This is a genomic window from Clostridioides sp. ES-S-0123-01 (genome assembly GCF_020658415.1).
Classification (GTDB): domain Bacteria; phylum Bacillota; class Clostridia; order Peptostreptococcales; family Peptostreptococcaceae; genus Clostridioides.
In genome coordinates, this window is record NZ_JACVWD010000002.1 from 260,466 (window position 1) to 273,389 (window position 12,924).

At 29.9% G+C, this 12,924-nt stretch carries 13 protein-coding genes; 1 reads left to right on the forward strand and 12 read right to left on the reverse strand.

Going from position 1 to position 12,924, the window contains the following annotated elements:
- Nucleotides 1-36: 36 nt before the first annotated feature.
- The 5 genes from IC175_RS04705 to IC175_RS04725 all read right to left on the reverse strand — a co-directional run bounded on the left by IC175_RS04705 (nucleotide 37) and on the right by IC175_RS04725 (nucleotide 5,295).
- Nucleotides 37-1,377 carry an MATE family efflux transporter gene (locus IC175_RS04705; protein ID WP_227851183.1) on the reverse strand — a complete coding sequence of 447 codons (1,341 nt, stop codon included), beginning with the start codon at nucleotides 1,375-1,377 and terminating at the stop codon, nucleotides 37-39.
- Between the two features lie 11 nt (nucleotides 1,378-1,388).
- Nucleotides 1,389-2,171, reverse strand: coding sequence for an ABC transporter ATP-binding protein (locus tag IC175_RS04710; protein WP_227433986.1), 783 nt, complete (start codon nucleotides 2,169-2,171; stop codon nucleotides 1,389-1,391).
- 14 nt (nucleotides 2,172-2,185) lie between these two features.
- Nucleotides 2,186-3,208, reverse strand: a complete 1,023-nt coding sequence (locus IC175_RS04715; RefSeq protein ID WP_227830886.1) for an iron ABC transporter permease — start codon at nucleotides 3,206-3,208, stop codon at nucleotides 2,186-2,188.
- 5 nt (nucleotides 3,209-3,213) lie between these two features.
- Nucleotides 3,214-4,227 (reverse strand): FecCD family ABC transporter permease, encoded by a 1,014-nt coding sequence (locus IC175_RS04720; RefSeq protein WP_227433984.1) that lies wholly within the window; start codon nucleotides 4,225-4,227, stop codon nucleotides 3,214-3,216.
- Between the two features lie 129 nt (nucleotides 4,228-4,356).
- On the reverse strand, nucleotides 4,357-5,295 hold the full coding sequence (locus IC175_RS04725) for an ABC transporter substrate-binding protein (protein ID WP_227433983.1): 939 nt from the start codon (nucleotides 5,293-5,295) through the stop codon (nucleotides 4,357-4,359).
- Between the two features lie 280 nt (nucleotides 5,296-5,575).
- On the opposite strand from IC175_RS04725, the gene IC175_RS04730 reads away from it, so the two are divergent.
- Nucleotides 5,576-6,040, forward strand: a complete 465-nt coding sequence (locus IC175_RS04730; protein ID WP_227482040.1) for a hypothetical protein — start codon at nucleotides 5,576-5,578, stop codon at nucleotides 6,038-6,040.
- Between the two features lie 122 nt (nucleotides 6,041-6,162).
- On the opposite strand, the gene IC175_RS04735 is transcribed toward IC175_RS04730, so the two are convergent.
- The 7 genes from IC175_RS04735 to IC175_RS04765 form a co-directional block, all read right to left on the reverse strand.
- Nucleotides 6,163-6,480: a PTS lactose/cellobiose transporter subunit IIA gene (locus IC175_RS04735; RefSeq protein ID WP_227851184.1), complete on the reverse strand. Its 318-nt coding sequence runs from the start codon at nucleotides 6,478-6,480 to the stop codon at nucleotides 6,163-6,165.
- Between the two features lie 11 nt (nucleotides 6,481-6,491).
- Nucleotides 6,492-7,223 (reverse strand): chitin disaccharide deacetylase, encoded by a 732-nt coding sequence (gene chbG, locus IC175_RS04740; RefSeq protein ID WP_227830887.1) that lies wholly within the window; start codon nucleotides 7,221-7,223, stop codon nucleotides 6,492-6,494.
- Between the two features lie 22 nt (nucleotides 7,224-7,245).
- Complete coding sequence (locus tag IC175_RS04745; protein ID WP_227433979.1) at nucleotides 7,246-8,556, reverse strand: 6-phospho-beta-glucosidase; 1,311 nt, start codon at nucleotides 8,554-8,556, stop codon at nucleotides 7,246-7,248.
- Nucleotides 8,557-8,630: 74 nt separating this feature from the next.
- Complete coding sequence (locus IC175_RS04750) at nucleotides 8,631-9,947, reverse strand: PTS transporter subunit EIIC (protein WP_227433978.1); 1,317 nt, start codon at nucleotides 9,945-9,947, stop codon at nucleotides 8,631-8,633.
- A 21-nt stretch (nucleotides 9,948-9,968) separates the two neighbouring features.
- Nucleotides 9,969-10,280 carry a PTS sugar transporter subunit IIB gene (locus tag IC175_RS04755; protein ID WP_227433977.1) on the reverse strand — a complete coding sequence of 104 codons (312 nt, stop codon included), beginning with the start codon at nucleotides 10,278-10,280 and terminating at the stop codon, nucleotides 9,969-9,971.
- A gap of 203 nt (nucleotides 10,281-10,483) precedes the next feature.
- Nucleotides 10,484-11,188, reverse strand: coding sequence for a GntR family transcriptional regulator (locus tag IC175_RS04760; RefSeq protein WP_227433976.1), 705 nt, complete (start codon nucleotides 11,186-11,188; stop codon nucleotides 10,484-10,486).
- A 94-nt stretch (nucleotides 11,189-11,282) separates the two neighbouring features.
- On the reverse strand, nucleotides 11,283-12,644 hold the full coding sequence (locus IC175_RS04765) for an MATE family efflux transporter (RefSeq protein ID WP_227851185.1): 1,362 nt from the start codon (nucleotides 12,642-12,644) through the stop codon (nucleotides 11,283-11,285).
- Nucleotides 12,645-12,924: the final 280 nt, after the last annotated feature.

Consider the following 12,924-nt stretch of genomic DNA (forward strand, 5'->3'; position numbering starts at 1 on the left):
ATCATTTTGAGACAGGACTTTTTATTTTTCAACATTTTATGCTTGATTCATCTTAAATTCTCGTCTTAAGAACAATAATACAATTATCATAGCAATAAAATCTGCAATTGGCTGTGCTAACCAAACTCCATCTAAATTAAATCGAATTGGAAGTACAATAATTAATGGTATAAATAAGATAAACTGTCTCAAAAGAGTCAAAAACATAGAATGTTTAACTTTACTCACACATTGAAAATACACAGGCCCAACAATAGAAATCCCCATTATAGGTAAGGTGATTAAATTTATATTTATACCTCTTACAGCTATTTCCATTAGATTTGAATCTTTATTGAATATGCCAACAAATACTTCAGGGTATACCTGCACTACTAAAAATCCAAAAGATAATATAACTATAGATACTATGATAGACAATATTAAGGTTTTCTTTGCACGTTCAAATTGCTTTGCTCCATAATTATATGATATTATAGTTTGCATACCTTGATTTAGACCAAATACTGGCATCATAAACATCAATAAAATAGATGTAAGAGCTGTCATAGCTCCAATAGCTAAATCTCCACCATAAGCCTTTAGAGAGTTATTAGTAAATACATGAGTTATACTTATAGCTACTTCCATTGCAAATGGTGTCATACCTATTGCAAATATTTTTTTTGTTATATTTGTATCTAATTTTAAATTGTATTTTTTTAATTTTAAATTAGATTTTCCTCTTATAAAATAATGTGCTACCCAAGTAAACACCACTACTTGACAGAGTACAGTTGCTATAGCTGCTCCTTTTATACCTAAGTTAAACACAAATATGAATATTGGGTCTAATATCAAATTTAGTATACAACCTACTATCATTGTTCTAGCTGCTAACTTAGGATTTCCCTCTGCTCTAATTGCATTATTTAAAGAAAATGCAATTAGATTAAATGGAGTTCCAAGCAATATAACACTCATATAATCTTTTGCATAAGATATTGAATCTTTGCTTGCTCCCAAAAGAAAAAGTATGTCTTCTAAAAAAACTAATCCTAATACAGTTATAATTATAGAAATAATTATAGATAGTGTAAGGGCATTACCCAATATTTTTTCTGCTTCTTTTTTATTTCTTTCTCCTAGTTTTATAGACAAGCTTGTACTAGCACCTACTGATACTAACATTCCAAAAGCTATTATCAGTGTAAACACTGGCATAGTTACACCAAGTCCTGCAATAGCTATAGACCCAACTCCTTCCATAGAACCAATAAAGGCTCTATCTACTACATTGTAAAGCGATGTTACCATCATAGCTATTATTGCAGGTATTGAGTATCTAAATAATAAAATCCATATTTTTTCATGTCTTAATGCTTCTTGATTTTCCATGTTGTCACCATTTATACCATGTCATAAGTTATACAAATTGGTTTATTTGTCCTTGGGTCTGTAGCTATCTCTGCATCGATATTAAACAACTCCTTCAGATTGTCTTTTGTCATAACATCGTATGCATTACCTTGACAAACTATCTTACCTTTCTTAATACCTATCATGTGGTCAGCAAATCGTGCTGCGTTATTAAGTTCATGTATTACCATGACAATAGTTCTTCCTTGTTTTTTGTTTAATTCCTCTAATAATTTTAGTATTTCTAATTGATGAGCTAAATCTAAATATGTTGTAGGCTCATCTAACAAAAGTATATCAGTCTCTTGTGCCAAAGCCATAGCTATCCATGCTCTTTGTCTTTGTCCGCCTGACAAATCTTCCATATTTCTATCCTTAAATTCTGAAATTCCAGTAACTTCTAAGCTCCAATTTACAATATCTCTGTCTTCTCTACTAGAATTTCCAAATCCACTTTTATGAGGGAATCTTCCATATGAAATTAGCTCTGAAACAGTAAGCCCGCTAGGAGCTTGAGGGCTTTGTGGAAGTACAGCCATACTTTTCGCTATCTCCTTAGATTTTTTCTTATATATATCTTCTCCATTTATATATATACTTCCATTTTTAGGACTAATAATTCTCCCTATTGTTTTAAGTATTGTAGACTTTCCACAACCATTAGCCCCTATTATAGTAGTTATTTTTCCTTTTGGTATATTTAAATTTAAATCTTTTATAATATCTGTATTTCCATATGATACATTTAGATTTTTAGTATTTATACAATTCATAGTAACACCCTTTCCTAATCATTTGACAACATTAAATAAATAAAGTATGGTACTCCTATTATGGATACAACTATACCTACTGGTATTTCTATAGGAGCAAGAATATTTCTAGATATAGTATCTGCCACCAAAAGTAATAATGTACCTATCAGTGCTGATACTGGTATTAGTCTTTTATGTCTCGGACCTATTATCTTTCTTCCTATGTGTGGTGCTATTAAACCTAAAAACGAAATACTACCTGCTACTGATGTTGATACACCAGATAAAATTACTGCATATATTATGAGTCTTCTTCTTTGCTTCTCCACATCTACACCAAGACTTGTAGACACTTCATCACCTAAGTTCAAGACATCAATATACTTAGCCTTATACATAGTTATTCCCATAAAAATCACTATAAATGGGAGTACAGCTATTACATATTTCCAACTAGTTCCCCAAATGCTACCTGATGTCCATACCATAACTCTATTAAATTCTTGTGTTGTAAATTTCAATTGAAATATCGTCAAAATTGAAGTAAAAGCTATATTTACACCTATACCAATCAGTAGTAACCTTGATGAATTTATTCCACCTTTCCATGCAAGAGAATATATCAAAAATGCTCCAAACAAAGCTCCTACAAGTGCAACAACTGGCATTGTAAATACAGTGAGATTACTCATACCTTCATAAACATTACCATTCATAAGATATATATAAACTACTACAAATAATGCTGCTCCTGAATTTATACCCAAAATTCCAGAGTCAGCCAAATCATTCTTTGTAACTCCTTGAAGTATTACACCTGCTGTTGATAATGCTGAACCAACCAATAAAGCTATTATTATCCTTGGCAATCTCAGTTTAAATATTGCAATTTCATGATTACGTTGACCTTGTCCTATAAAAGTCTTTATGACATCCATTGGTTCTATAGAAAATGAACCTAAATTTAAACTAACTAGAAAAGCAATAAAAATAAGTACCATTAAAATTGAAATAACAAGTAAAGTTTTAGAATTTGTTTTTATAATATTTTTCATAGCACCTATTTATTCCCCTTTCTAACAAGATATATAAATATTGGAACTCCTATAAGAGCTGTTATAGAGCCCACTGGAGTCTCATATGGAGGATTTATCATTCTACTTAATATATCCGTATATACAAGTAGCACAGCTCCTAGAACCAAAGAACTTGGTATTATATACTTATAATCTGAGCCTACTATTCCTTTAGCTATCTGAGGAACTATAAGACCTATAAAAATAATATTACCTGATACTGAAACAGATGCTCCAGTCATTAATATTACTAAAACTATACATATAAATCTAACAATGTCAGTTTTTTGCCCTAACCCTATTGCCACTTCTTCTCCAAGACTTAGGATAGTTATTCTTGGGGCCATAATCATAGATAGGATAAATCCAATACCTCCAACTATAAATAATAGCTTTATACCTTCCCACGTTACGCCTACAAGTCCTCCTGATATCCAAAAACTTAATTGCTGAGATAGATTAAAGTACATAGATATTGCAGAGGCCAAAGAAATTAACAATGTACCAAGAGCTACCCCTGCAAGAGCTAATTTTACATTATTAACTCTTCCTCTTGATTTTGAACTTACAAAATATATAAATAAACCACTTATACTTGCTCCAATAAATGCAAATATCATTACACTAAAGTTACCATGTATAAGTTTAGGAAATTTTTGTTGAAGTACTAATGATATTGCAATAGCAAATGTAGCTCCCTGTGTAATTCCTATAACAGAAGGTTCAGCTATAGGATTTCTTGTTATTCCTTGCATTATAGCACCTGAAACTGCTAAAAATCCTCCAACAAGTGCTGCTGCTATTGCCCTTGGAAGTCTAACATCCTTCACTATTCTCATATTTATTCCATCTTCCATATTTATTAAACTACTTATAACAGTCGATAGATTCATATCTTTAGCCCCAATAGTTATGGATAATACAATTCCAAATACAAGTGCAACTATACTTATTAATATCAATGAATAAGTCAGATTTTTTTTACTAAGTGTAGTCAATTATCCTACCTCCTCTTCCCTTTTAATTCCAGTGCAGTAATATATTTATTAAGTATTTTATGATTTTAAACTTATTAAAAATAGGTGTGAAAAATGAACATCATTATCTCACACCTAATAAGTTAAGAATTACTTTGTTAATTCATTTTTAACTGATTCTAATAACAACTCTTTTCCAATTGGATTATATGATTGGCTGAAAAATGGAGCTGCATCAAGTATTGTTACATTTCCATCTTTTACTGCTCTCATTTGAGCCCATATAGCACTATTTTCTAAATCTTTTTTATCTGATTCTGTAGCTATCACAATTATATGGTCTGCATCTATATCTGTAAGACCCTCCATACTTACCATTGGCAATGTTATTCCATCTTGCTTTGGCATATTTTTAGGTCTAGCTAATTTCATATCATCATTAATTAAAGTTCCAATTCCTCCATCACTAAACACCATAAATTGTCCCGAACTTGCTAATACTGGTAAATAAGTTTTTTCTCCATTTTTTTCTACAACTTCTTTACCTAGTTTTGTAGCTTTTTCATCATACTTTTGTAACCAATCCTTAGCTTCGTCTTCTTTATCAAATATTTTTGAAACATCAGTTAACTTACTTCTCCAGTCATTTGCATAATCTTTCATCATGACTACAGGAGCTATTTCTTTTAATTGGTCATAGATTTTTTCTTGTCTTTGACTCATTATTATTAAATCTGGATTTGCTTCTAATATAGCTTCCATATCCATAGTATCCATCATAGAGTGACCTACTATCTTTACATCTTTAAGTTCTTCTCTTATGTAACTTGGCAATTTATCAGTTTCATATGAGTCTACATTTGCCGTTGCAATAGGTTTATGACCAGCTATTAACAATTCCTCACTACTTCCTGATATATCAACTATTTTTTTAGGATTTGATGGTATCTTCACCTCTCCCTTAACAGATTGTACAACTCTTGTATCTGATTTTTCTTTATTATCTGTGTTACTATCTGAACATGCCGTAACAAGTACTAACGTAGTTATAATAGATATAAATATTGCTAATGATTTTATTTTTTTCATGATTATTTCTCCTACTTGTTTATTATACTTACATGATATTGATTATCATAAGCACATATTTATTATAGCATTTTTCTAGTTTTAGTCAATATTATTTTGCAAAAGGATAAAAATTCCTAATTAATCTTAATTAAATATACTATAGATAAGGTTTTCTTTCATTGAACAATAAATTTTATATCTGTTCTTTATGTAAATATAATAAATAGAATGACTTTTCAGTTAAACAATGATAAAATGCAAGATACAGAATAGTAATTTAGTAAGGAGGATTTAAAGCGTGGTACATTTAGTATATTGTGATAATGCAGGTAAAAAAGGAGAAAAGGTATTAGATAAAATTTTAGCTGGAACGAAGACAATGGTAATTAGAGGTGCTGCTGGTAGAAAAATACCACATAGCAGAGTATTTCAAGGAGAGTTACTTTATTTTATGGAAAAAGGAACTTCAAGAATTTCTGCAAAAGCTACTGTTAAAAAAGTAGACAACTATATTAAATTAACAGAAGACGAAATTTGTAAAGTTCTAGATGAAAATCAACCAAAACTAAATTTATCTGATAAGCAAAAAGTTCGTTGGCATAAAAAATGCTTATGCTTAGTTGAATTTGAAAATGTTCAAGAAATAACACCTCTTGATTTCGACCATCAAGGAAATATGGATGATTGGCTTATTATTGAAAAAATTGAAGATGTAGTTGTAGGTACTAGTATACCTTACAATTACGAGAAATCTAAATTTTAGAACATTAATAAAAGAATAATAAATTGCTAAGTTATAACTTTTTAACATATTTTAATAAAAAAGAGTGTTTTTAATAATTATAGAAATTATTAAAAACACTCTTTCATAATAGTTAAATTAGACTACTTGCTTTCCAATCTTTCATACAAATCTACAAATTCTTCTGCTAGTTGTTGAAAGTTCATAGATGTCATTAAATGGTCTTGTGCATGAACTAATATAACACTCATTTCAGTTTTATTACCACTAGCTTCATTTTGTATTAACTCTGTTTGGAACTTATGTGCTTTATGAATTGACTCTTTTGACTTTTCAATACACCCTCTAGCTTCATCTATATTTCCGTTCTTTGCTTCTTTTATAGCTTCAAAAGCTAGACCTTTTGCATCGCCTGCAAATCCAATTATTCCAAAAGATATTTCTATCATCTTCTCATCCATCTGTATACCTCCTAAATATCTCTATAGCTTGATATGACTAATCCATTTTCTCTCAAAAACTCTTTGACTTTTTTAGATGTAAGTATTTTATGCTCTTTTGTTCTATCAATTGCATAAGATGTAGAATTTAAAATATAATCGTCTAAAAAAGCTGGGTGAGACATAATATCCACTACATCATACTTCATTATTTCTTCTATATTTTTTGTAAAATACTCTTCACTCACATTTTCTTTATAAAAGCTATCTATTAATGGAACTATTTTTGAATACTCTAAATCGTATTCAAACCCTCCTCTTATTGGAAGATTATACTTATTTACAATTTTCTCTATTACTGGTTTTAAATTTACTAAAGTATGAATATGATGATGACTATCTAAATGAGATATGTCTATTCCAAGTTCTTTTACTCTCTCTATTTGAGCACAAAGTTCTTCATAAATCTCATCATAATCCATTTTTTTAATAATTTCGTCTGTAATTCTTCTAATAAAAAAACCTTCTTTATCAACAATAGTTTTTAAGTTAGACAATAATGGTCTACCACAACTTAAAGTCATATGAACTCCACAATTTAAATCTCTATTTTCTTTAAGTAGCTTTACTCCATGTTCTACACCAGGCATATTTGCCATCATAGATGTGGACTTAACTATTCCATTATTATGAGCTGATATTATACCATAATTCACAGCTTCGCAATATCCAAAGTCATCTGCATTTATTATAATTTTAGTCATACCATAACCTACTTTCTATAAACTATCTATTAAATCTAGGAAGATAATCTTTATGAGCTTCTAACATTTCATCTAATATAGTTTTTGCCAAATCATCCGATGGAATCAATGGATTTATACAAAGTGCCAATAAAGCAGATTCATAATCTCCATATACAGCTGCTTTGGCTGCTAAAACTTCAAATGACTTAATTTGACTTACTAACCCATGTACAGAATCTGGTAAATAGCCTATACTTAATGGTCTTGGTCCATTTTTTGTTATTACACTACTTACTTCTACCGCCTGCTCATCTTTAAAGTCTCTTATAGCCCCATTATTTAATGTATTAACTACTTGGATGTCTTTTTTATCATTGTAGATAGAACTTATTAGATTACAAGCAGCATCACTATAATAAGCTCCTCCTCTTTTTTCAAGTTGAGGTGGTTTTATATCTAGCTTTTCATCTTTATATAGTTCAAATAATTGTTCTTCTAATTCTTTAACCACTTGACCTCTAGCTTTTCCCTCTTTAAACTCTATTAACTCATCTTCAAGCATTTCTTTAGTTTTATAATAATATCTATGATATGGGCAAGGTATAGCACCTAAAGATTTTATAAAATCAGCATTAAAATCAATTGCCTTTATATTTTGCATACTTATATCTGCTTTAACAAATTTATCTATTGCTTCTTTTGTAACATCTTCTCCGTCTAAAGCTACATTAAGACCATAAACCATATGATTAAGACCTGCAAAATCCATACTTATTCTATCACTTTCTACATTGAATAGTTTAGCTACATCATTTTTTAAATGAATTGGTACATTGCATAGACCTATATATTTTTTAAAGTTAGTGTATTTGAATACAGCTTCTGTTATTATTCCTGTTGGATTTGTAAAGTTCACCATCCATGCATTTGGACATAATTCTTCCACATCTTTTATTATATCAAATATAACTGGTATTGTACGAAGAGCTTTAAACAACCCACCTGCACCATTAGTTTCCTGTCCCATAACTCCATGAGATAAAGGAATAGTTTCATCTTTAATTCTTGCATCTAAAAGACCTACTCTGAGTTGTGTTGTTACAAAATCTGCGTCTTTTAAAGCTTCTCTTCTATCTAAAGTAAGATTTATTTTCATATCTATTCCAGCTTTTTTTACCATTCTTTTAGCTAGATTTCCTACTATCTCTAGTTTTTCTTTTCCATCTTCTATATCTACAAGCCATAACTCCTTTACAGGTAGCTCCTTATATCTATTTATAAAACCTTCTACAAGTTCAGGAGTATAACTTGAACCTCCTCCAATTGTAACTATTTTTAGCCCATTTTTCATCTCATTATACCATCCTTACTTATAATTTAGTATATATTACAGAACTTTATCTGTTTATTGTCGAATAAAATTACCTAGTTGTCAATTTTTGTTAATTTTTTAGCTTCCATTTTTTCAGATGCTATAACAAACGGAATATATATTAATATTGACAATATTAAATTAAATAGTGCTAAAGCTCCTCCAGTCCAATCACCTGTAGCCATTGCCCCACCTAATATAGGAGGTGTTACCCAAGGTATTTTAGGTAAAATTACTGGTGCTACTAATCCAAAATCTATTGCTAAATATGATACAGCACTACATACTACTGGTGCAAGTACAAATGGAATCATAAAAATAGGATTTAAAACTATTGGAAGCCCAAATATTAATGGTTCTCCTATGTTAAATATTGCTGGAGGTCCCCCTAACAATATCATCTCTTTACGTCTTCTTCCTGCTATTAATAAAGCTACAATTAATCCTAATACCATTCCTGAACCACCTAAATACACAAATGCATCAAAGAATGAACCTGCAAGTACATGATAGCCTTCAGTTGCACCTGCTTGAGCTAAGGCAGCGTTTTCTCCACCTAATTTCATAAGTATTGTTTCTGTAAAAGGAAGTGCTATATTTGCGCCATGAAGACCAACAGTCCAAAGTATATGAATTATAAATGCAATAAGCATTGTAGAACCTAAACTATCAGCTACATTTGATAGTGGTGCTCCTAAGTAAGTATTCAAAATATCTGTTAAGAAATTTCCATCTGAAAGCATTTTTATAAATATTCCTATTACAGTAAATATCATTATAGTCAACATTCCTGGTATTAACTTTGCAAATGATCTTGAAACTGCTGGTGGAACTCCATCTGGCATTTTTATAGTTAATTTCTTTACTTTAGATAATCTTACAAATATCTCAGCAGACAACAACCCTATTAATATAGAAGAAAATAGTGCTGCTGTTCCTAAGTAAGTCTGTTGTATCATTCCCCATCCTTCAACTGCGCTAGTACCACCTTCTGGAACTATCTTACCAATTTGTGGAGCCATTATAAAAAAGATAGATAGTGCTATAAGACCAGCTTGTAATCCATCACTTTCATAAGACTTTGCTAGGAAATAGGCAACACCTATTACTAAAAATACTGCCATCGTACCTATAGCTCCCCACCAAAGGTCTCCTCCAAACATAGTCCAATTTTCTCCAAATATACTTGCCATCAGATTTTTATATGCTTCTAATGGCAAGTTGTTTATCAATGTTCCCAATGCACCTACCATAGTTATAGGTATCATTGCTATAAATGCATCCCTTACTGCTACTAAGTGCCTTTGAGCTCCTACCTTTGCAGCTACAGGCACTATATATTTATCCATAAATGACATGAATTTTTCCATTTTACATCCTCCAGTACAACTTTATTTTGAATTATTTAATTCCACTGCTCTATCTAAGACAGCTTTCCCATTACATCTTCCATAATCCATCATATTTATAACTTCTACTGGAATATTATATGGTTTTGCCATTTCAGTTGCTTTTCCTAATACATATCTAACTTGAGGTCCTAAAAGTAAGACATCACAATTTTCTATTTCATTTTTTAAGTTCACTTCTGATATAGCCCATATTTTTGCTTCTATACCGTTTTCCTTCGCGGCATTCTCCATTTTTGTAACCAATAAACTAGTTGACATCCCTGCTGAACAAGCTAACATTATTTTTATCATTTTCTTACCTCCAAATTAGAATTTATTAAGTATCTTTTTAAGTCATAATATCTTTAAACTATACATTTAAAGTGTCCTTATTTATTAATTTTTATTTTAATGTATATATTTTATTTTTAAATGTATATACATTTATTTCTTGATATTATTATATATCAAATGTATATACATTTCAAGAAAACTTTTTCATTTTTTCTTAATTTTTATTCGACAACAGCACTTAAAGTTAAAGTATATCCATGATGATATGTGTGTGAGTATTCAAAAACCTCACTATTTTGTAACTTACAAACTTGATTTATATATAAAAGTGCTTCTGGTTCTTCAATTTCTAAATTAGTCATACATTCCTCATTTGATATTACAGCTTGTACTTCTCTCTCTGACATAGCTATTTTATATCCACATACTTCTTCCACAAAATTATAAAGTGAATTTTCACAATGAATTTTATTTAAATTTGGAAATAACTTAACTGGCATATATGTAATCATATATGAAACCCTCGTTTCATCTGCCAATCTTACTCTTTTTATCTCCCATACATTTTCTCCTAAGCTAATATTCAATTTACTTGATAATTCTTCGTCTGCTTGAACTATTTCAAGAGATACCAATATATTAGATACTTTATAGCCTTTACTTTCCATCTCCTTAGTAAATCCACTTACAGAAGATATATTATCATATATTTTATTTGCGAGTACTATACTTCCTACACCTCTTTGCCTAGTTATATAACCTTCCTTAACTAGATTATTTAATGCTGACCTTACAGTCATTCTAGTCACATTAAATTCTTCACTTAATTGCTTTTCAGATGGGATTAAATCCCCTTCTTTCAAACTATCTGAATTTATTAATTCTCTTACATGATTTTCTATAACTTTATAAATTGGTTCTTTCATTTAATTCACTCCTAATCAATTCGAACTTTTATATGATAAGTTAATTTTATATACAAATAAACAAAATGTCTATACATTTAATATAAATTAAATTTTATTTAGATACCTTATATAATTTCCCAAGTTTAAGCAGATATATAAATAAACTTATCATTAATATTCCCTTTAATATACTTGATATTGTTATACTCCACCAAACACCATTTAATCCTAATATTTCTGGTCTAGATATAAAGTAAGCTAATGGTACTCTTGCACCAGTCAATACAGTAACTATTATAGAAGGTATATAGGTTCTACCTAATCCTTTAAAAGCTCCTGTTGTTATTATTTCTAGACACATAAAAAATTGAGAGTATCCTAATATTTTAAGATACATAGCTCCTTTTTCTATTGCTTCACTTTCATCTATAAAAACAGAAAAAATACTTCCACCTGCAAATATCAATACTAAGGTTGTCATTATTCCAAGTATAGAAGATACAATTATAGCTATTTTACATCCTTTATTTATTCTAGAATACTTTTTGGCTCCATAATTTTGTCCAACAAAGCTTCCTAATGCAACAGCTAATCCTTCAGCAGTCATCCATGATATTGCTTCTATTTGTGACCCTACTTTTTGCACTGCAACTGCAACAGGCCCCCATGAAGCCACTATTACACCAAGCAACATTGAAAATATTGTAAACATTCCACTTTGTATAGCTACAGGAAAACCTAACTTATATAACACTTTATAGTATTTAAGTTCTATTTTTCTGAAGATTTTTATCTTAAAATACTCCTCTTTACTCTTAAGTATTATATATAGAAAACATGTAGTAACTACTATTTGTGCAAATACAGTAGCAATAGCAGCTCCTGCAACTCCAAGTTTTGGAGCAGGTCCCCATCCAAAAATTAGAACAGGGTCAAGTATAATATTAGTTATTAGCCCTATTGTATTGATGCAAAAAGGTGTTCTACTATTCCCAAGTCCATTGAAAATTGCAGTAAATACTGGATTGATAAAATAAAATACCATACCTAAAGCTACTATTATTAAATATTGTCTGGACATAGATATAACTTCTAAATCTCCCAATCTGAAAAAACCTATTAGTTGTTTATTGAGTACTATCAAAACCATAGTATATATTATTGCCAACATAAGGTTTATTTCTACTGCTGATTTTATATATGATTTAGTAGTGCTTATATTATTTTCTCCTATACTTTGTGCTACCTTTACTTCACCACCTACTTTTGAAATCATAATAAATGCCATTGCAAGCCATGGAAAAAATCCCGCTGTCCCAACTGCAGCTACTGCTTTACTTCCAGCTTTACCAACCCATATCATGTCTATCATGTTATATCCCATTTGTATAAATGAAGTCCCCATTATTGGGAGTGATAGTTTAAGTAACTTTTCAGTAATACTTCCTTCTGTTAAATCAAGTCTATTTTTCATTTTCCACCTCTTTTATATTATAATTATAAAATTAAAAAGCCCTTTAATTGTACACTTAAATCAACTACTATGTTTATTTAAGTAAATTTACCATCATAAATAAATTTATTATATTTAAACTCAATAAGTTGAAATAAAGTTACTAATTTAAAATGATTTTTAGCTTCTACTTTTCTAATCTACCATATATTATTTCTCTATAACAGTACATTTAACACCTTGAATATCTATATTATTCTTCCCAGTCATTAATACAAATTCTACTCTGTACAATATACCC